This is a genomic window from Kosakonia sp. WA-90, assembly GCF_039871955.1.
Classification (GTDB): domain Bacteria; phylum Pseudomonadota; class Gammaproteobacteria; order Enterobacterales; family Enterobacteriaceae; genus Kosakonia; species Kosakonia oryzendophytica.
In genome coordinates this window covers 104995-123727 of record NZ_JBDPLJ010000006.1, presented here as the reverse complement: position 1 = coordinate 123727, position 18733 = coordinate 104995, and the positions used below count along the sequence as shown (strand labels likewise).

Annotated in this window: 20 protein-coding genes and 1 other RNA gene; 11 read left to right on the top strand and 10 right to left on the bottom strand. The window is 54.3% G+C overall.

Annotation, left to right across the window (positions count from 1 at the left end; translation table 11 throughout):
* Positions 1-63: 63 nt before the first annotated feature.
* From ABGA49_RS12405 to ABGA49_RS12395, 3 genes are all read left to right on the top strand, one after another.
* A complete protein-coding gene (locus ABGA49_RS12405) occupies positions 64-456 on the top strand; it encodes a DoxX family protein (protein WP_061493054.1) in 393 nt (130 codons plus the stop codon).
* A gap of 78 nt (positions 457-534) precedes the next feature.
* Entirely contained in the window at positions 535-1521 is a 987-nt protein-coding gene (locus ABGA49_RS12400; protein ID WP_061493053.1) for a glutathione S-transferase family protein, read from the top strand.
* Between the two features lie 125 nt (positions 1522-1646).
* On the top strand, positions 1647-1994 hold the full coding sequence (locus ABGA49_RS12395; RefSeq protein ID WP_061493052.1) for a DUF805 domain-containing protein: 348 nt from the start codon (positions 1647-1649) through the stop codon (positions 1992-1994).
* 33 nt (positions 1995-2027) lie between these two features.
* Here ABGA49_RS12395 and ABGA49_RS12390 read toward each other — a convergent pair whose 3' ends face one another.
* Entirely contained in the window at positions 2028-2924 is an 897-nt protein-coding gene (locus tag ABGA49_RS12390) for a LysR family transcriptional regulator (RefSeq protein ID WP_061493051.1), read from the bottom strand.
* Between the two features lie 105 nt (positions 2925-3029).
* Between ABGA49_RS12390 and ABGA49_RS12385 the strand changes: the two genes are divergently transcribed.
* Both ABGA49_RS12385 and ABGA49_RS12380 read left to right on the top strand, forming a co-directional pair.
* Complete coding sequence (locus tag ABGA49_RS12385; protein ID WP_347665616.1) at positions 3030-3731, top strand: pirin family protein; 702 nt, start codon at positions 3030-3032, stop codon at positions 3729-3731.
* 24 nt (positions 3732-3755) lie between these two features.
* Entirely contained in the window at positions 3756-3911 is a 156-nt protein-coding gene (locus ABGA49_RS12380; RefSeq protein WP_167352673.1) for a hypothetical protein, read from the top strand.
* Between the two features lie 76 nt (positions 3912-3987).
* On the opposite strand, the gene ABGA49_RS12375 is transcribed toward ABGA49_RS12380, so the two are convergent.
* Positions 3988-4719 (bottom strand): AraC family transcriptional regulator, encoded by a 732-nt coding sequence (locus tag ABGA49_RS12375; protein WP_061493049.1) that lies wholly within the window; start codon positions 4717-4719, stop codon positions 3988-3990.
* A gap of 94 nt (positions 4720-4813) precedes the next feature.
* On the opposite strand from ABGA49_RS12375, the gene ABGA49_RS12370 reads away from it, so the two are divergent.
* Positions 4814-5206 (top strand): nuclear transport factor 2 family protein, encoded by a 393-nt coding sequence (locus ABGA49_RS12370; protein WP_061493048.1) that lies wholly within the window; start codon positions 4814-4816, stop codon positions 5204-5206.
* Positions 5207-5523: 317 nt separating this feature from the next.
* Here ABGA49_RS12370 and rnpB read toward each other — a convergent pair.
* The 5 genes from rnpB to ABGA49_RS12345 form a co-directional block, all read right to left on the bottom strand.
* Positions 5524-5903, bottom strand: an RNA gene (gene rnpB, locus ABGA49_RS12365) — RNase P RNA component class A.
* Between the two features lie 32 nt (positions 5904-5935).
* On the bottom strand, positions 5936-7081 hold the full coding sequence (gene garK / locus ABGA49_RS12360) for a glycerate 2-kinase (RefSeq protein WP_061493047.1): 1146 nt from the start codon (positions 7079-7081) through the stop codon (positions 5936-5938).
* A gap of 131 nt (positions 7082-7212) precedes the next feature.
* Positions 7213-8103 (bottom strand): 2-hydroxy-3-oxopropionate reductase, encoded by an 891-nt coding sequence (gene garR, locus ABGA49_RS12355; protein ID WP_061493046.1) that lies wholly within the window; start codon positions 8101-8103, stop codon positions 7213-7215.
* A 31-nt stretch (positions 8104-8134) separates the two neighbouring features.
* Entirely contained in the window at positions 8135-8905 is a 771-nt protein-coding gene (gene garL, locus ABGA49_RS12350) for a 2-dehydro-3-deoxyglucarate aldolase (protein WP_061493045.1), read from the bottom strand.
* A 25-nt stretch (positions 8906-8930) separates the two neighbouring features.
* Positions 8931-10265 (bottom strand): MFS transporter, encoded by a 1335-nt coding sequence (locus tag ABGA49_RS12345; protein WP_061493044.1) that lies wholly within the window; start codon positions 10263-10265, stop codon positions 8931-8933.
* 422 nt (positions 10266-10687) lie between these two features.
* Between ABGA49_RS12345 and garD the strand changes: the two genes are divergently transcribed.
* Positions 10688-12259: a galactarate dehydratase gene (gene garD, locus ABGA49_RS12340; protein WP_347665615.1), complete on the top strand. Its 1572-nt coding sequence runs from the start codon at positions 10688-10690 to the stop codon at positions 12257-12259.
* 78 nt (positions 12260-12337) lie between these two features.
* On the opposite strand, the gene rsmI is transcribed toward garD, so the two are convergent.
* The gene (gene rsmI, locus ABGA49_RS12335; protein WP_061493042.1) at positions 12338-13201 is read right to left on the bottom strand and encodes a 16S rRNA (cytidine(1402)-2'-O)-methyltransferase; all 864 of its coding nucleotides are present in this window, start codon (positions 13199-13201) and stop codon (positions 12338-12340) included.
* A 62-nt stretch (positions 13202-13263) separates the two neighbouring features.
* On the opposite strand from rsmI, the gene ABGA49_RS12330 reads away from it, so the two are divergent.
* Genes ABGA49_RS12330 through dolP form a run of 4 tightly spaced genes read left to right on the top strand, consistent with a single transcriptional unit; the run spans position 13264 to position 16938 of the window.
* Positions 13264-15387 carry a penicillin-binding protein activator gene (locus ABGA49_RS12330; protein ID WP_347665614.1) on the top strand — a complete coding sequence of 708 codons (2124 nt, stop codon included), beginning with the start codon at positions 13264-13266 and terminating at the stop codon, positions 15385-15387.
* Entirely contained in the window at positions 15345-15740 is a 396-nt protein-coding gene (locus ABGA49_RS12325) for a YraN family protein (protein ID WP_061493040.1), read from the top strand. The genes ABGA49_RS12330 and ABGA49_RS12325 overlap by 43 nt, the downstream gene beginning before the upstream one ends.
* Positions 15741-15762: 22 nt before the next feature.
* Entirely contained in the window at positions 15763-16353 is a 591-nt protein-coding gene (gene diaA / locus ABGA49_RS12320; RefSeq protein WP_040016590.1) for a DnaA initiator-associating protein DiaA, read from the top strand.
* 9 nt (positions 16354-16362) lie between these two features.
* The gene (gene dolP, locus ABGA49_RS12315; RefSeq protein WP_061493039.1) at positions 16363-16938 is read left to right on the top strand and encodes a division/outer membrane stress-associated lipid-binding lipoprotein; all 576 of its coding nucleotides are present in this window, start codon (positions 16363-16365) and stop codon (positions 16936-16938) included.
* A gap of 45 nt (positions 16939-16983) precedes the next feature.
* Here dolP and ABGA49_RS12310 read toward each other — a convergent pair whose 3' ends face one another.
* Positions 16984-18021 (bottom strand): permease, encoded by a 1038-nt coding sequence (locus tag ABGA49_RS12310; RefSeq protein ID WP_347665612.1) that lies wholly within the window; start codon positions 18019-18021, stop codon positions 16984-16986.
* A 53-nt stretch (positions 18022-18074) separates the two neighbouring features.
* Positions 18075-18728 (bottom strand): NAD(P)H-binding protein, encoded by a 654-nt coding sequence (locus ABGA49_RS12305; protein ID WP_347665611.1) that lies wholly within the window; start codon positions 18726-18728, stop codon positions 18075-18077.
* Positions 18729-18733 lie beyond the last annotated feature (5 nt).

Below are 18733 nucleotides of genomic sequence, written 5' to 3'. Positions count from 1 at the left end.
GCATCTGCCGGTAATTGCACACTATTTACTTACAGCCGCTATTGTGGTTCCCTGGAGAGAAAGATGAAAAAATTAGAAGATGTTGGTTTTCTGGTTGCGCGTATCCTGATGCCAATTCTGTTTATTACCGCTGGCTGGGGCAAAATCACCGGTTATGCAGGTACCCAGCAATACATGGAAGCAATGGGCGTTCCGGGGTTCTTCCTGCCGCTGACCATTCTGCTTGAGTTCGGCGGTGGTCTGGCGATCCTGTTCGGTTTTCTGACCCGCACCACAGCACTGTTTACTGCCGGTTTCACGCTGCTGACCGCATTTATCTTCCATAGCAACTTTGCGGAAGGCGTGAACTCGCTGATGTTTATGAAAAACCTGAGCATCGCTGGCGGCTTCCTGCTGCTGGGCATCACTGGTCCGGGTGCTATCAGCATTGACCGTGTGCTGAATAAAAAATGGTAAGCGCTCTATACTGAAAAGTACCAATACAGCAAAGCGAGGGGTTTACTCCTCGCTTTTGCTATCTGAAGGAGAAGCAAAATGGGACAACTGATTGACGGCGTCTGGCATGACACCTGGTATGACACGCAATCCACCGGCGGCAAATTCAAACGCTCTGTTTCCGCATTTCGCAACTGGCTGACTGCCGACGGCGCGCCAGGGCCATCCGGTGAAGGTGGCTTTATCGCCGAGAAAGAGAGATACCACTTGTACGTTTCTCTCGCCTGTCCATGGGCACACCGCACGCTGATCCTGCGCAAGTTAAAAGGGCTCGAGCCGTTTATTTCCGTCTCCGTGGTTAACCCGTTGATGCTGGAAAATGGTTGGACCTTTGATGATGATTTCCCGGCCGCCACCGGCGATATGCTGTACCAGCATGAATTCCTTTATCAGCTCTATCTGCATGCCGACCCCCACTACAGCGGACGCGTCACCGTACCGGTGCTGTGGGATAAGCAGCGTCACACCATCGTCAGCAATGAATCTGCGGAAATCATCCGCATGTTTAACACCGCCTTTGACGGACTGGGCGCGAAAGCAGGCGATTACTATCCGCCAGAATTACGCAGCCAGATCGACGAGTTAAACAGTTGGATCTACGATAACGTCAACAATGGTGTCTATAAAGCGGGCTTCGCTACCAGCCAGCAAGCATATGACGACGCTGTGGTAAATGTGTTTAACGCGCTGGAGCGACTGGAACAGATCCTTGGCCAGCACCGTTATCTGACCGGCGACCGACTGACAGAAGCAGATATTCGCCTGTGGACTACACTCGTTCGCTTTGATCCGGTGTACGTTACCCATTTTAAATGCGACAAACACCGCATCAGCGATTATCTCAACCTGCATGGTTTCCTGCGCGATATCTATCAGATGCCGGGTATAGCGGAAACCGTCAATTTTGATCATATCCGCCATCATTACTTCCGTAGCCACAAAACCATCAACCCGACCGGGATTATCTCTATCGGCCCATGGCAGAACCTGGATGAACCCCATGGCCGGGACAGTCGTTTCCGTTGATCCTTAAGGGCGCGTCACGACGCGCCCGAAAATTTGTTTCCGCGCTTACCCGTTTCTCTTTTTGCCGTCTATTCTTACTATGATCGCTTAGAAAACAACGAATTGACCGTTGACCGAGGTGGAGAATGGACTGGTATTTTAAAGTGCTTAGAAACTACGCCACTTTCCGCGGACGCGCGCATCGCCGCGAGTTCTGGATGTTCACGCTGGTCAATCTCATTCTCTTTGGCGTACTGCATGTTATAGACAGGATCATCGGCTGGCACACATTGAGTCTGCTTTATGAGCTGTTGGTACTGGTGCCGTCGCTTGCTGTTCAGGTCCGCCGTTTACACGATACCGACCGTAGCTGGCGCTGGTTATTGCTGCTGCTCTTTCCGGTGATTGGCTGGCTGGCGCTGCTGGCTTTCTACAGCCAGCACGGGACGCCCCAGGAGAACCGTTTCGGGCCGGAACCCAAACTCTTTGCCTGAAAGTGACCGCAGCGCACCCGGCAAAACGATCACTTATTTACCGGCAAACAGTTTTGGGATTTCGCGCAAGCACCAGGCTTTACCTTCGCCCATACTGTCGCGCCGCCAGGCCATAATAATGTCCACCTGGCTGGTGTATTCCGGGCTAACCACCCGCAAACGTCCTTCCGCGATATCCTGCTCCACCAGCGGGTAAGGCATGGTCGCCACACCCAGCCCGGCCAGCAACGCCTGACGTTTGTCCTCAATGGTGCTTACCGTCAGCCTTGGCTGTTTATCCAGCAACTGCACCGTCAGTACAGGACGCTCACGGGCGGTGTCCGCTACCGCAACGCCACGGTATTTCACTCGCGTCACTTCCGACAACGGCTCTGGCTCGTGGTGAATAGGGTGATCTGGCGCGGCAACGTACACATTCATCACCGAGTACAGCTTGCGCGAATTGATTTCGGATGACGATCGAAAGTGCATATCCGGCGCGACCACGATATCCGCCCGCCCCTGCTCCAGCCGCTCCCATGCCCCAGCCAGCACTTCAGTGATGATCGACAGTTGGGTGTTGGCCTTCGCTGCTAAACGATCCACCAGCGGGAACAGCTCAACCGTCGGCACCAGCGCTTCCGTCACCAGCGTCAGGTGTGTTTCCCAACCACGCGCCAGCGCTTCAGCGTCGGTAGTGAGTTTGTCTGCGGCTTCCAGCAACACACGGCCGCGTTCCAGCAGCATGCGCCCGACGTTGGTGAATTTTGTCCGGTGTCCGGAGCGATCAAACAGCACCACATCCAGCTCTTCTTCCAGTTTCTGCATGGTGTAGCTCAACGCGGAGGGAACGCGCCCTAACTCATCCGCTGCCGCAGCGAAGCTCCCGCGCCGATCAATTGCATCCATTACGCGCAGCGCTTCCAGCGTAAGTGCCCTTTCTTTCGCCATTTTTGTTCTCATTCAGGAAATTTGAACATACCGGGCAGAATATCTGGCTAACAATGAAGCGTCCATACCTTTAACATTGTTTTAAGTAAAGAGAGGTCAATAACGATGATTACTACCCGTACAGCAAAACAATGCGGACAAGCTGACTTCGGCTGGCTTCAGGCCCGCTACACTTTTTCTTTTGGACACTACTTTGACCCGAAACTTCTGGGCTATGCCTCACTGCGTGTATTAAACCAGGAAGTCCTCGCCCCGGGCGCGTCTTTCCAGCCGCGCACCTACCCGAAAGTGGATATTCTGAACCTGATTCTGGAAGGTGAAGCCGAATATCGCGACAGTGAAGGCAACCATGTTCAGGGGAAAGCGGGCGAAGCGCTGCTGATTGCCACCCAGCCTGGCATCAGCTACAGCGAACATAACCTGAGCAAAGATAAGTCGTTAACGCGTATGCAGTTATGGCTTGATGCCTGCCCGGAGCGGGAAAACCCGCCGGTGCAGAAAGTCATGATTACCGCGCGACCGCAACAGTTGCTGGCCTCGCCGGATGGCAGCCAGGAGAGTTTGCAACTGCGTCAGCAGGTTTGGCTGCACCATATCGAGATGGAAAAAGGCGAAGAACTGAGTATTCAGTTACATGGCCCACGGGCGTATTTGCAGTCCATTCACGGGACAGTGCATGCAGTCACGCACTGCGAAGCCAGGGAAGCCCTGACGTGCGGTGACGGTGCGTTTATTCGTGACGAGGCTAACATAACGCTGGTTGCCGATACGCCTTTACGTGCATTACTGATAGATTTACCGGTGTGATAGTTGCGTTATGCAGGTAAGTCCATGAACAAAAACAGCAGAAGTACCCTCTCAGATAGTGCGCAATCCTCCCCCCACGATGCCACCTGTGGGTTTGGGTTTGAAGAGATGTTGACGGAACTGGAAGCCATTGTTGCCGAAGCCGAAATCCGGCTGGCGGAAGAAGAAGCCTCAGCCTGACTGTCCGCCCCGGTGCTGGCCGGGGCTACGCCTTGCCCGAACGTCTCTATGCTTTCCCTTGTCGCTACCGCCCGTATCAGCCACCGTTATTCAAACGAAACGCCCCCGGTGTTGTGCCAAAGCGCAGCTTGAATGCAGCGATAAACGCGCTGACATTCTCATACCCACATTGCGCCGCCGTCTCGCTGACAGACTCTCCCCTCAGTAAATACTCCAGTGAAGCCAGGATTCGCGTCTGCTGCCGCCACTGACTAAAACTGAGCCCGGTTTGCTCACTGAACAACCGGCTAAGTGTTCGAACGCTAAGCCCAAAGCGAGAAGCCAACTGCGTTTGCCGGATCGTAGTCTCGGGCTGCATTAATAGCAATTCAGCTACCTGCCGGGCGCGACGGTCTTCCGGCAGTATCAGTCTCAGCGGCGCAGGAGATAGCTGTGCGATTTCGTCAACCATTACTGTCAGAAGGTGTCGCTGTCGCTGCTGTTCCGCCGGGTTTGTTACACGATGACGCAGCCTTTCCATTAGCAGCATCAAAAAAGGATCGGCAAACCAGATGCCCGCCTGCGCGGATAAAGCCACGCCGTCAAGCTGCATGCTGATCCCATCGATGTCGCCAACGCTCCAGGCGCTGTGGCGCATATGCGCAGGAAACCAGCCGAGGGTTGCGGGAGTCAGCGCCCACTGCGCATGCGCTGTCTGTACAATCATCATGCCACGGTGGATGCAGAACAACTGCCCGGTCGCGTGCTGGTGCCAGTCAGTTTTATGTTTGCTTTGATGCGTCAGTCGCTCACTGTGCACAATTAACATGGCTGATTTACCGTATTTAATGACCTGTTACGGCTAATATACCGTTCACCGGCTTCGATATCCTCTGCTTACCCGAATCAATGAGGATCAAACGATGTCCGATGTCTCTCAGCGCGTTGCCCTGGCATTACATGCTATCGTCTGCAACCCGGAACACGATGAAGCCAAAATCCGCGCATTCTTTTCACCACAGTATCGTCAGTATGTGGACGGTGAGTCGCTGGACTTCCACGGTTTTGTGGATCATATGGCCAGGCTTAAGCAACTGACACACGCTATTGAGGTGACCATTATCGCCATCGCCCATGCCGACCAGGAGGTGCTAACCCACCACCGGGTCGTGGTGAGTAAGAAAGCGGGCGGGCAGTCACATGTCGACGTGCTGGCACATTTTACGCTACAGGACGGGATGATCATCCGCTGTGAGGAGTTGACGCGCCTGATTCAGGGCCCGGAAGGCGATCGCTCGCTGGGTCACATTCGGTGACTACGCTGGCTACTTACGCGCAATAACGCCCTGTACGAAGCACCGCAGAAAGCAAAAACCCGCCGAAGCGGGTTTTTACCTGAAAAACTGAAACTGGCCGGTAAGCCGCGTTCGTAGAAAGTGGAGTGGACCGTCATTCACGCCCTGAACGAAGCACCGCAGAAAGCAAAAACCCGCCGAAGCGGGTTTTTGCCTGAAAAACTGAAACTGGCCGGTAAGCCGCGTTCGTTCGTAGAAAGTGGAGTGGACAGTCATTCACGCCCTGTATGAAGCACCGCAGAAAGCAAAAACCCGCCGAAGCGGGTTTTTACCTGAAAAATTGAAACTGACCGATAAGCCGGGTTCTGTCGTGGACAGTCATTCATCTAGGCCAGCAATCGCTCACTGGCTCAAGCAGCCTACCCGGGTTCAGTACGGGCCGTACCTTGTGAACCCCTATTTGGCCTTGCTCCGGGTGGAGTTTACCGTGCCGCGAACTGTTGCCAGACGCGCGGTGCGCTCTTACCGCACCCTTTCACCCTTACCTGATCCCGCTTGCGCGGGCCATCGGCGGTTTGCTCTCTGTTGCACTGGTCGTAGGCTTGCGCCTCCCAGGCGTTACCTGGCACCCTGCCCTATGGAGCCCGGACTTTCCTCCCCTTCGCCCGTCTCCCCCGAAGGAGGACTGCGACGAAGCGGCGACTGTCTGGTCAGCTTCGGCGCGCAGTATAGAGGGTTTGCGCGCGGCTGTCACCCTTCCGTCAACATTCCGACCTGCAGGGTGGCCGCAATGTTACGTGAAGCGCGATAAATATTGTCAAACGCGCCGCGGAACGCCTCCTCCAGCGTGCTGATACTGGTCAACACGCTGAACACCGCATCAATCCCATACTGATGCACAACGCCGACATCGCTGGTCAGGCTACCGGCAATGCCGATAACCGGCTTATGGTATTTTTTGGCAACGTGCGCAACACCCACCGGCACTTTACCGTGGATGCTCTGACTGTCGATACGCCCTTCGCCCGTCACTACCAGCGTGCAATCGTGAATATGTTCTTCGAGATTCAGCGCCTGGGTGACAATCTCAATACCACTGCGCAGTTCCGCGCCGAGGAATGCCATCAGCGCGGCCCCCATGCCACCTGCCGCACCGGAACCGGGTACATTCTTCACATCCACATGCAGACATGTTTTGATCACATCAGCAAAATGACCGAGGTTGCGATCCAGTTCGACGATCAACGCTTCAGTCGCACCTTTTTGCGGCCCAAAAATGCGCGATGCGCCTTTCTCACCGGTTAAGGGATTCGTTACATCACAGGCAACGCGCAGGATGCAGTTTTTCAGCCGCGGATCCAGACCGGAAATATCAATGGTGTTAAGGCTCATTAAACTACCGCCACCGTAACCCATTTCGGTGCCGTTGGCGTCAGTCAGTCTGGCACCCAATGCCTGCACCATACCCGCGCCGCCATCGTTCGTGGCGCTACCGCCGATGCCAATAATAATGTTTGTCGCCCCATGCTCCAGCGCCTGCAAAATAAGTTCCCCGGTGCCGCGCGAAGTGGTAATCAAAGGATTACGTAATTCAGGAGGGACAAGCGCCAGTCCGCTGGCAGCTGCCATTTCGATAAACGCCGTTTTGCCATCGCCAGACATTCCCCAGCAGGCCTCAACACTTTCACCCAGTGGGCCAGTCACGTTCGCAGTGTGAACGGTGCCTTGCGTGGCGGCAATCATGGCTTCAACCGTACCTTCACCACCATCCGCGACCGGAACTGAAACGTACTGAGCATCGGGAAATATTTCCCGAAATCCTTTTTCTATCGCCTGCGCTACCTCAGAGGCAGACAGGCTTTCTTTATAAGAGTCTGGGGCGATTACGATTTTCATAATGGTTAGCCTGAAAGTGCCGCGCAAACCAGGCACTTCATCCCCCAGGCTCGGGCAATACAAAGCCCGTCAACAACCTGAAAGATGCTGATGTAAAAGAGATCAAGGGCGCCGTTACGCGCCCCTTCTGGTTAACGAGTGACTTCGATTTTCGCCAGTTTCTCGTAGTAGCACGCAATCGCGCTGTGATCAGCATTACCCAGACCATCTGCACGTAATGCCTGCATCATTTCCATCACGGCCGCCGTCAGCGGCAGTTGCGCGCCCACACCATGAGACGTATCCAACGCGTTGGAGAGATCTTTGATATGCAGATCGATACGGAAACCCGGTTTGAAGTTGCGATCCATCACCATCGGTGCTTTTGCTTCCAGCACGGTACTGCCCGCCAGACCGCCACGAATTGCCTGGAATACCAGATCCGGATTCACACCAGCTTTCGTTGCCAGCGTCAGTGCTTCAGACATGGCAGCAATGTTCAACGCCACGATCACCTGATTTGCCAGTTTGGTTACATTGCCCGCACCGATATCACCGGTGTGCACCACAGAGCCAGCCATGGCTTTCAGCAGGTCGTAATATTTATCGAAAATCGCTTTATCGCCGCCCACCATGACTGACAGGGTGCCATCGATAGCTTTCGGTTCGCCGCCGCTCACCGGCGCGTCCAGCATATCAATGCCTTTCGCTTTCAGCGCGTCGCTAATTTCACGGCTTGCCAGCGGAGCGATAGAGCTCATGTCGATCAGCACAGTACCGGCTTTCGCACCTTCAATGATGCCCCCTTCGCCCAGCGCCACTTCTTTTACATGCGGGGAGTTAGGCAGCATAGTGATGATCACATCACACTGTTCAGCAACGGCTTTCGCGCTGGTGGCGGCTTCAGCGCCTGCGGCGATCACTTCGGCAACCGCGTCCTGGTTACGGTCCACGACCACCAGTGAGTAACCTGCTTTAATGAGGTTTTTACTCATTGGTTTACCCATGATGCCCAGGCCAATGAAACCAACTTTCATCGTCATAATTGCGTCTCTCTCTTTAATGGTGGTTTGGTTATTTCTTAAAGGTGTCGGCCAGTTTCTGCGTAGCAGAACGGAACACGCCCAAATCGCTACCGACAGCAACCACGGTCGCCCCCCATTCCAGGTAACGACGCGCGTCCGCTTCAACCGGTGCCAGGATACCGCTCGGTTTGTTGTGCGCTTTGGCGCGGGCAAAAATGTGCTGAATAGTGCGTTGAACTTCCGGGTGCGCAGCGTTGCCGATATAGCCCAAGGTCGCAGCCAGATCGCTCGGCCCCACAAACACGCCGTCTACACCGTCGGTAGACAGAATGGCGTCCAGGTTATCCACTCCCGCCTGGCTTTCAATCTGCACCAGGATGGAAATATTGGCGTTAGACTGGCGGAAGTAATCCGGTACGGTGCCAAACATATTGGCGCGATGAGAGACAGAGACCCCGCGGATACCTTCTGGCGGATAACGGGTCGCGGCGACAGCGTTCATCGCTTCTTCTTCCGTTTCCACGAACGGGATCAAGAAGTTGTAGAAACCGATGTCCAGCAGGCGTTTAATCACAACCGGATCATTAGTCGGCACACGCACCACCGGTGCGCTGACGCTGCCTTTTAAGGCCATTAATTGCGGTACAAAAGTGAGCACGTCGTTAGGGGCGTGTTCGCCGTCCAGAAGCAGCCAGTCAAAGCCTGCCAGGCCCAGAACTTCAGTGCTGATATGACTACCCAGCGCAGACCAACAACCGATTTGAATCTGTTGCGCCGCCAGCGCGGCTTTGAATTTGTTTGGGAAGATATCGTTATTCATCTTTTGTACCTTAATGAGTTGTTGCTTATTTCTTCAGTTCCATACGTTTGATGTCGCCAACCACAAACAGGTAGCAGACCATCATCATCAGCGCTGAACAGCCAACGAACACCAACGCACCGTTGAAAGAATGCAACTCCTTAACCATGTATCCGATGACCAGCGGCGTTACGATAGACGCTACGTTACCGAACACGTTGAATACACCGCCGCACAGCCCAACAATTTCTTTCGGCGCGACGTCAGAAATAACCGGCCAGCCCAGCGCGCCGAAGCCTTTACCAAAGAATGCGAGCGCCATCAGTGCGACAACCAGTGTTGTGTTATCGGTGTAATTACACAGAATGATGCTTGAAGCCAGTAACATGCCGACAACGATAGGGAATTTACGCGCCACCGTCAGGGTGGAACCACGTTTGATCAGATAATCGGAGAACAACCCGCCCAGCACACCACCGGCAAAACCGCACAGCGCCGGAATGGAAGCCACAAACCCGACCTTCAAAATCGACATGCCCTTTTCCTGCACCAGATAAATCGGGAACCATGTCAGGAAGAACCAGGTAATGGTGTTCAGGAAGTATTGCCCGAAGAACACGCCGAGCATCATGCGGTTGCAGAGCAACTGCTTGATATAATCCATTTTAGGACCGGCTTTTTGGCTGTCGTCGGTTTTCTTGTGATCCATATCCACGACCGCGCCATTCTTCTCGATATACTCCAGTTCTTCGCGGGTCATACGAGGATGATCGGTCGGGTTGTGGACAAACTTAACCCAGGCGAAGGTCAGCACAAAACCGATCGCACCCATCACGGTAAACACATGTTCCCAGCCCCAGGCAAATGTCAGCCAGCCCAGCAGCGGCGAGAACAGTGCCAGGGAGAAGTACTGCGCGGAGTTAAAAATCGCCGAAGCAGTACCGCGTTCTTTTGCCGGGAACCAGGCTGCCACAATGCGGGCGTTCGCCGGGAAGGATGGCGCTTCAGAGAAGCCCAGCATAAAACGCATGAAAAACATGGAGATCCCTGCCAACGCGATCGGGAATACGTCGACAAAACCTTGCAGGAAGGTAAAGAGCGACCAGAAAAACAGGCTCCAGGTATAAACCTTTTTCGAGCCGAAGCGGTCGAGCAGCCAGCCACCCGGAATCTGCATCAACAAATAAGCCCAGCCAAAAGCGGAAAAGATGTAACCCATCGATACAGAATCAAGCTGCAACGCTTTCGCCACTTCTGTTCCGGCGATAGAAAGCGTCGCGCGATCGGCATAGTTAATTGCGGTGACGATAAATATAATCAGCAGAATTAAATAACGGGTGGGTAAACCCCGTTTTGTCTCGACGGCATGTTCAATAGTCATTTTAATTTCCTCGGGCACCGCTAACTTTTAAAATATAATTATATTTTCCGTTTATTATCCGATTTTATTTAAGCACTCGAAACTTAATATCAAATAATTGGCACTTCGATTTTATAGCCCCCAGTATAAACAGCGTTATGACGCCACACACTGGTGTGTTGCTCAATTTTAACATTGAACAGAAAGAATATTTTGAGCATATGCACATAACCCTGGGCGCTGATGCACAGATCTTGCAATATCCAGCCCCACCACACGGGGAATCGCGGAAATAAGTGATTTAGATCACATTTTAGTATTTAAACTCCTGACATTCTTATTTCAGCAAACAAGATTTTTATTTCTGATATTTATTCCAGAATAAAGAATTGGTTCCTTTCTTTGAGTAATGCATCATACAGTTAGCTGGAGATTACTTGACAATGTCCGACATTGAAATTAGACAGCAATCGCCTGGGGCGTTTTATATTAAGGTACACGACACCGATAATGTCGCTATCATCGTTAATGACAATGGCTTAAAGGCGGGTACGCGTTTTCCGGACGGTCTCGAGCTGGTTGAGCATATTCCTCAAGGCCATAAAGTCGCCCTCGTGGATATTCCGCATCATGGCGAAATCGTACGTTATGGTGAAGTCATTGGTTACGCCGTACGTGATATTCCTCGTGGTAGCTGGATTGATGAGTCTATGGTCGAGCTGCCAACAGCGCCACCGCTGAACACACTGCCGCTGGCCACCAAAGTGCCAGAACCATTGCCGCCGCTGGAAGGTTACACCTTTGAAGGTTACCGCAATGCAGACGGCAGTGTCGGCACCAAAAACCTGCTCGGCTTGACCACCAGCGTGCACTGCGTTGCCGGAGTGGTGGATTATGTCGTGAAGATTATCGAACGCGACCTGCTGCCGAAATACCCGAACGTCGACGGCGTGATCGGTCTGAATCACTTATATGGCTGCGGCGTGGCGATCAACGCGCCTGCGGCAGTGATCCCCATTCGCACCATCCATAACATCTCCCTGAACCCGAACTTCGGCGGCGAAGTGATGGTGATTGGTCTGGGTTGCGAAAAATTGCAGCCGGAACGCCTGCTGCAAGGGACTGAAGATGTGCAGTCTATTCCGGTGGATAGCGCCAGCATTGTGCGTTTGCAGGACGAGCACCATGTCGGCTTCCGCTCCATGATTGACGATATTTTGCAGGTTGCAGAACGCCACCTGGCGAAACTCAACCAGCGTAAACGTGAAACCTGCCCGGCCTCTGAACTGGTTGTTGGTATGCAGTGCGGCGGCAGCGACGCTTTCTCCGGTGTCACGGCAAACCCGGCGGTCGGTTATGCATCTGATCTGCTGATCCGTTGCGGCGGCACCGTGATGTTTTCTGAAGTGACCGAAGTCCGCGATGCGATCCACCTGCTGACACCGCGCGCCATCAACGAAGAAGTGGGCAAACGTCTGCTGGAAGAGATGGCCTGGTACGATAACTACCTGGACATGGGTAAAACCGACCGCAGCGCCAACCCTTCTCCGGGGAACAAAAAAGGCGGTCTGGCAAATGTGGTGGAAAAAGCGCTGGGCTCGATTGCCAAATCCGGTAAAAGCGCCATTTCTGAAGTGCTCTCTCCTGGCCAGCGCCCGACCAAACGCGGCCTGATTTACGCGGCCACCCCGGCGAGCGACTTTGTTTGTGGGACGCAACAGGTTGCTTCCGGCATCACCGTTCAGGTATTCACCACCGGTCGTGGTACCCCTTACGGACTGATGGCTGTCCCGGTGATTAAAATGGCGACCCGTACTGAACTGGCAAACCGTTGGTTCGACCTGATGGATATCAACGCCGGGACCATCGCCACAGGTGAAGAGACTATCGAAGATGTGGGCTGGAAGCTGTTCCACTTTATCCTTGATGTGGCCAGCGGCCGGAAGAAAACCTTCTCGGATCAATGGGGCCTTCACAACCAGCTGGCGGTATTTAACCCGGCTCCGGTGACCTGATTTTTATAAAAAAGTTGTAAACCTCAACCTTAAGCATGGCTCCGGCCATGCTTTTTTTATTGTAATAAACCGCAATGACTATTGGCCTTGATTATCCAGCGCGTATTTATACAGCGCATTTTTCTTCACGCCGTGGATTTCCGCGGCCAGCGCGGCGGCCTTTTTCAGCGGCAACTCCGCTTGCAGCAACGCCAGCGTGCGCAGCGCATCGGCGGGAAGTTCGTCTTCCTGTGCTTTATGGCCTTCCACAATTAATACCATTTCGCCTTTGCGACGGTTTTCGTCTTCTTTGACCCACGCCAGCAACTCACCAACCGGCAAGCCTTGAATGGTTTCCCAGGTTTTGGTCAGTTCACGCGCCAGCACCACATAACGGGATTCGCCCCAGACGGCGACCATATCTTCCAGGCTTTCCAACAAACGATGGGTCGATTCATAAAAAATCAGCGTACGGCTTTCTGTTTCCAGCCCTTTTAACGTATCGCGGCGGCCTTTTGATTTGGCTGGCAGAAAACCTTCATAGCAGAAACGGTCCGAGGGCAGCCCCGCCGCACTCAGTGCCGCAATAGCCGCACAGGGCCCCGGCAGAGGAACAACGCGAATACCGGCTTCCCGGCAGGTACGCACCAGGTGATAGCCCGGATCGTTAATCAGCGGCGTACCAGCATCTGACACCAACGCGATATTCTGCCCCTCTCTCAGTTTCGCCACCAGCGTGTCGGCTTTTTGTTGCTCATTGTGATCGTGCAGCGCAAACAAACGGGCGTTAATGGCGAAGTGCTGGAGCAATAAACCGGTGTGACGTGTGTCCTCAGCAGCAATTAAATCAACGGTTTGCAACACAGTCAGCGCACGTTGAGTAATATCAGCCAAATTCCCGATGGGAGTAGGTACAATATAGAGCTGACCCTGAGAATTCTCCGCCGATTCGTGTTGTTTCATTGTTTCATCCGTATTGCCGATTTAATATTGAGCATTGCGTAAAAAATATCACTGGATACAGTATGCTACCGTCAACATTTCTACGTTCGAAAGCCACACGCTGCCTGCCTGTGGTGCTGGCCGCCCTGCTGTTTGCTGGCTGTGGCACCCGGTCTGGTGACCAGAGCGCCGCGCATATGCAAGGGGCAGCGCAGGCTAATTCTGCTTTTTACCTGCAGCAGATGCAGCAAAGCACAGATGATAGCAAGACCAACTGGCAATTACTCGCCATTCGTGCACTGCTGAAAGAGGGGAGAACCCAGCAGGCAAGCGAGCTGTTTGGCAAGCTACCGCAGGATCTGAACGATACCCAGCGTAAAGAGTACAGCCTGCTCTCTGCAGAGCTGAAACTCGCGCAGCGGGATTTTGCCGGTGCGCTGGCGTTACTGAATAAAATCGATCCTGCCGACCTTGAGCAGCAGCAACAGGCCCGCTACTGGCAGATCGGCATCACCGCCTCTCAGGGTAAACCGTCGCTGACACTGCTGCGCGCATTGATTGCCCAGGAGCCGCTGTTAACCACCCCGGAAGAAAAACAGAAAAATATCGACGCCACCTGGCAGGCGCTGTCATCTTTTAATCAGGATCAGGCAAAGGCTTTTGTGATCAACGCCGATGAAGTCACCCTGCAAGGCTGGCTTGATCTGCAACGCGTGTGGATCGACAACCGTAACGATCCGAATATGTTGAAAGCCGGTATCACCGACTGGCAGACTCGTTATCCGCAAAACCCGGGGGCGAAAACCCTGCCGAGCCAGCTATCGAATCTGCAAAATTTTAAACCCGCATCTGCCAACAGAATCGCCCTGCTGCTGCCATTAAATGGCCAGGCCGCAGTCTTTGGCCGGGCTATTCAGCAAGGTTTTGAAGCCGCGAAAAACGGAGTGTCTGCGGTGTCCGGCCCGGCAGTACCGCAACAGGTGGCTCAGGCGGCAACCAGCCCGGTAGTGAGTCCATCACAAACCAGCGTCAGCGATCTGACCGACGCCTCTGCGCAGCAAGACGCTGTCGCGCCAGATGCGCAACAAGCTGTAGCGCCGGACAGCGCGGCGCAAACCGCAACAGCTCCTGCTACCGCAGAAACCACACCGGCGACCGAGACGGCGCAACCCGCAGATGCCAATGCAACGCAGCCCGTAGCCACGCCTGCTGTGGCAGCAACACCAGCCAACCCTGGCGTAGAACTGAAAATTTATGACACCAGCGCGCAGCCGATGGATCAGGTGCTCAATCAGGTGCAGCAGGATGGTGCCAGCATCGTGGTAGGTCCGCTGTTGAAAAACAACGTTGAAGAGCTGATGCGCAGCCACACCACACTGAACGTGCTGGCGCTCAACCAGCCGGAAAACGTCGAGAACCGCGCCAACATCTGCTACTTCGCCCTCTCTCCGGAAGATGAAGCCCGCGATGCCGCACGCCATATCCACGAGCAGGGCCGCCATGCGCCGTTATTGCTGATCCCACGTAGCGCGCTGGGCGATCGCATCAGCAACGCCTTTGCTCAGGAGTGGCAAAAACTGGGTGGCGGCGTCGTACTGGCACAAAAATTTGGCTCTACCGCTGAGCTGCGTATGGGGATTAACAGCGGTTCCGGCATTGCGATGACCGGCAGCCCGGTGCTCTCCAGCCTGCCGAAACAGCAGGGCGTGACCATTGGTGGGCTGAACATTCCTGCGCCGCCGACCGATGCGCAAATCAGCGGCAGTGGCAATATTGACGCGGCGTATATCGTGGCGACACAGGATGAAATTGCGCTGATCAAACCGATGATCACCATGCGTACCGGCAGTCAGAGCGGCGTGATGCTGTATGCCAGTTCCCGCAGTGCACAAGGCGGCGCAGGCCCGGATTTCCGCCTTGAAATGGAAGGATTGCAGTTTAACGATATCCCAATGCTCGCGGGTGCTAACCCCTCGCTGATGCAGCAGGCGCTGAAAAGCGTGAACAATGACTATTCACTGGCGCGTTTGTATGCAATGGGCGTCGATGCCTGGTCGCTGGCGAATAACTTCTCGCAAATGCGCCAGGTGCCAGGGTTCGAACTCAATGGCAATACTGGCGATTTGACCGCCACTCAGGATTGCGTGATCAACAGGAAGTTGTCATGGCTCAAATACCAGCAGGGGCAAATCGTCCCGGCGAGTTAAATCGTAAACAGACCGGCGACGCGTGGGAAGCCAAAGCGCGTTGCTGGCTGGAAAGCAAAGGACTGCAGTTTATCGCCGCCAATGCGCGCGAGCGCGGCGGCGAGATTGATTTGATAATGCGGCACAATCACACCACCGTATTTATCGAGGTACGTTATCGCAGGTCAGGCCGTTTCGGTGGCGCATTGAGTAGCGTCACCCGGGCGAAGCAAGTGAAACTGCTGCATACCGCCCGTTTGTGGCTCGCCCGGCACAATGGGAGTTTTGATACTGTGGATTGCCGGTTTGATGTGATAGCCTTCACCGGAAATGAGGTTGAGTGGATACAAAACGCCTTTAACGACCACTCATAATTGCTGAATGATAGGGATTACCGTGCTCGAACGAATTAAAGTCTGCTTTACGGAAAGCATTCAAACGCAAATTGCGGCGGCGGAAGCGTTGCCTGACGCCATTTCCCGCGCCGCCATGACAATGGTCCACTCCCTGCTTAACGGCAACAAAATCCTCTGTTGTGGCAATGGCACGTCTGCCGCCAACGCACAGCATTTTGCTGCCAGCATGATCAACCGTTTTGAAACAGAACGTCCCAGTTTACCTGCCATTGCACTTAATACCGATAATGTGGTCTTAACGGCAATAGCAAACGATCGTCTGCATGATGAGATTTACGCTAAGCAGGTTCGGGCGCTCGGTCATACCGGCGATATTCTGCTCGCTATCTCTACGCGGGGTAACAGTCGCGATATCGTGAAGGCCGTGGAAGCGGCGGTAACACGCGATATGTCAATTATCGCGTTGACGGGCTATGACGGTGGCGAGCTGGCGGGTCTGCTGGGGCCGCAGGATGTCGAAATTCGTATTCCTTCCCACCGCAGCGCGCGCATTCAGGAGATGCACATGCTGACGGTTAATTGCTTATGCGATCTGATTGATAACACGCTTTTTCCTCACCAGGATGATTAAGGAGTACACATGAAGGCATTTACGCCCCTCGCAGTCCTTATTTCCGCGCTGCTGTTACAAGGTTGTGTTGGCGCTGTGGTGGTAGGTTCCGCAGCCGTGGGCACCAAAGCCGCGACGGATCCGCGTACCGTGGGCACCCAGGTAGACGACAGTACACTGGAACTGCGCGTGAATAGTGCGCTGTCGAAAGACGAACAGATTAAGAAAGAAGCGCGTGTTAACGTCACTGCCTATCAAGGGAAAGTGTTGCTGACAGGCCAGGCGCCAAATACCGATCTCTCTTCCCGGGCAAAACAGATTGCCGTGGGCGTTGACGGTGCCACCGAAGTCTTTAACGAGATCCGCCAGGGTCAGCCCATTGGTCTGGGCACCGCCTCTTCCGATACCTGGATCACCACCAAGGTGCGCTCTCAACTCTTAAGCAGCGATCAGGTGAAATCGTCTAACGTGAAAGTCACCACGGAAAACGGCGAGGTGTTCCTGATGGGCCTGGTGACCGACCGTGAAGGCAAAGCCGCAGCGGACATCGCCAGCCGCGTCAGTGGTGTTAAACACGTCACCACCGCGTTTACCTTTATCAAGTAACAAAAAAACCCGGCATCGCCGGGTTTTCTTTTTCTTTGTCTGTCATCAGAACAGGGCAATCGTTCCGGTGATCATCCCACACAGCGCCACCAGGCCCGCCGTCATCCATAAGGCTTTCGCCGGGAATGATTTACGCAGCATGATAAGCGACGGCAAGCTCACCGCCGGTAACGTAATCAACAAGGCCAGCGCAGGTGCCATGCCCATACCGGCCAGCATCATGGTCTGAACAATCGGGATTTCCGCGGCTGTTGGAATGACAAACAAGCAGCCGACAACCGCCATCACGATCACCCACAGCAACGTGTTGTCGATAGCGCCATCTGCATGCGGGAACAACCTGACGCGCGCTGCGCCCAGCACCAGTACAGCCAGAATATAAACAGGAATGGTGCTCCAGAAAAGCTGCCACAGCGCTTTCCCCCAACGTGCCATAAAGCTGCCCTGCGGCTCCGGCAGCGTGATATCCACGGCGTCCGCCTGCTGCGAGTTCTCTTTCACCAACGCCTGCACCAGCATCGCCACGCCAAGGACAGTCACCAGCCCCGCCACAAGGCGAATAGCGGCAAAATGCCAGCCGAGCACAAACCCCATGAACACCAGCGTAGCCGGATTCAGCAGCGGGTTACCCATCCAGAATGCCAGTGCGCCGCCCATCGATACACGCTGGCGGCGCATACCAGCGGCAACCGGCGCAGCACAGCAGGAGCACATCATGCCAGGTAAGGCGAACAGCGTGCCAAAGAGCGTACCGCTAAAGCGTTTTTGCCCCAGCGTCCGCAGCAACCAGTCACGCGGGATCAACACCTGAATTAACGATCCCAGCAGCACGCCCAATACGGCAGCTTTCCAGACGGCAAGGAAATAGACCATTGCGTAATCCCATGCCGCTTTAAACGGACTGGCATCGGCCTGTGCGAGAATAGATTTACCAATACTGTGTGTTTCTGCAGCAGTGAAGGCTTTGCCGTAATAAGGCTGCCATTTCACATACCAAAGACCAACAATAACAACAAGAAAGAACAACGCGGGTTTCCACCACTGAAAGCGGGCTGCCGCCTGAGATGAAGACTGACCAGTCATAACAATCCCCGGGGATAAAGTGATTTGAGCCTGCGAATAGTACGCCGGAAATACTATTTTGCAAACATACGCTCAGCGGCGATTGCGCTAAGCTGCGCCGACCTGATGATCTGCACCCCACGATTATCTGGCGAAAATGCCAGCGTCAGTAATGCCAGCGCGACATCCTGCGCACGAATTGACTTCCAGTTGCCCGGTAGAAAACGAAAAAGCGGTGCCAGCAACGACTCATTAACACGTGTCTTCTGGCGATCCCCCAGCAGCATAGACGGGCGGGCAATAGTCAATGAAGGCCACTCCTGCGCGATTAACGCATTCTCCATTTCGCCTTTTACCCGGTTATAAAAAAAGGGGGAACGTGCATTGGCTCCCATGGCACTGACCACCAGCATCTGTTTCGCGCCCAGTCGCAAACCGGCGATCGCCGTGTCCACCACCAGCGTGAAATCCGCATGGATGAATGCCTCTTTACTGCCCGCTTCGCGCCGCGTGGTGCCAAGGCAGCAAAACACCGTGTCCACGGGTTCCGTCACCTGCGCCAGCGCGTCGGTTAATTGCGGATCGTGGGGATTGAACACGCCTGCGACGTCATCCAACGGGCGCCTGGTCGGTGCGGCAATGGCGGTGATGCGCGGCTCATTAATCAGTAGCCGCAGCAAATGCCCACCCACCAGACCGGTCGCCCCGGTCAGTAATATACGTTGCATCTCTC

Bases quoted from the DNA above. Each gene is read 5' to 3' on its own strand.
- rsmI (WP_061493042.1), bottom strand. From the start codon at position 13,201: ATGAAACAACACGAATCGGCGGAGAATTCTCAGGGTCAGCTCTATATT.
- ABGA49_RS12390 (WP_061493051.1), bottom strand. From the start codon at position 2,924: ATGGCGAAAGAAAGGGCACTTACGCTGGAAGCGCTGCGCGTAATGGAT.
- ABGA49_RS12370 (WP_061493048.1), top strand. From the start codon at position 4,814: ATGTCCGATGTCTCTCAGCGCGTTGCCCTGGCATTACATGCTATCGTC.
- dolP (WP_061493039.1), top strand. From the start codon at position 16,363: ATGAAGGCATTTACGCCCCTCGCAGTCCTTATTTCCGCGCTGCTGTTA.
- ABGA49_RS12330 (WP_347665614.1), top strand. From the start codon at position 13,264: ATGCTACCGTCAACATTTCTACGTTCGAAAGCCACACGCTGCCTGCCT.
- garK (WP_061493047.1), bottom strand. From the start codon at position 7,081: ATGAAAATCGTAATCGCCCCAGACTCTTATAAAGAAAGCCTGTCTGCC.
- ABGA49_RS12345 (WP_061493044.1), bottom strand. From the start codon at position 10,265: ATGACTATTGAACATGCCGTCGAGACAAAACGGGGTTTACCCACCCGT.
- ABGA49_RS12310 (WP_347665612.1), bottom strand. From the start codon at position 18,021: ATGACTGGTCAGTCTTCATCTCAGGCGGCAGCCCGCTTTCAGTGGTGG.
- garL (WP_061493045.1), bottom strand. From the start codon at position 8,905: ATGAATAACGATATCTTCCCAAACAAATTCAAAGCCGCGCTGGCGGCG.
- garD (WP_347665615.1), top strand. From the start codon at position 10,688: ATGTCCGACATTGAAATTAGACAGCAATCGCCTGGGGCGTTTTATATT.
- ABGA49_RS12325 (WP_061493040.1), top strand. From the start codon at position 15,345: ATGGCTCAAATACCAGCAGGGGCAAATCGTCCCGGCGAGTTAAATCGT.
- ABGA49_RS12405 (WP_061493054.1), top strand. From the start codon at position 64: ATGAAAAAATTAGAAGATGTTGGTTTTCTGGTTGCGCGTATCCTGATG.
- garR (WP_061493046.1), bottom strand. From the start codon at position 8,103: ATGACGATGAAAGTTGGTTTCATTGGCCTGGGCATCATGGGTAAACCA.
- ABGA49_RS12305 (WP_347665611.1), bottom strand. From the start codon at position 18,728: ATGCAACGTATATTACTGACCGGGGCGACCGGTCTGGTGGGTGGGCAT.
- ABGA49_RS12380 (WP_167352673.1), top strand. From the start codon at position 3,756: ATGAACAAAAACAGCAGAAGTACCCTCTCAGATAGTGCGCAATCCTCC.
- ABGA49_RS12385 (WP_347665616.1), top strand. From the start codon at position 3,030: ATGATTACTACCCGTACAGCAAAACAATGCGGACAAGCTGACTTCGGC.
- ABGA49_RS12400 (WP_061493053.1), top strand. From the start codon at position 535: ATGGGACAACTGATTGACGGCGTCTGGCATGACACCTGGTATGACACG.
- ABGA49_RS12375 (WP_061493049.1), bottom strand. From the start codon at position 4,719: ATGTTAATTGTGCACAGTGAGCGACTGACGCATCAAAGCAAACATAAA.
- ABGA49_RS12395 (WP_061493052.1), top strand. From the start codon at position 1,647: ATGGACTGGTATTTTAAAGTGCTTAGAAACTACGCCACTTTCCGCGGA.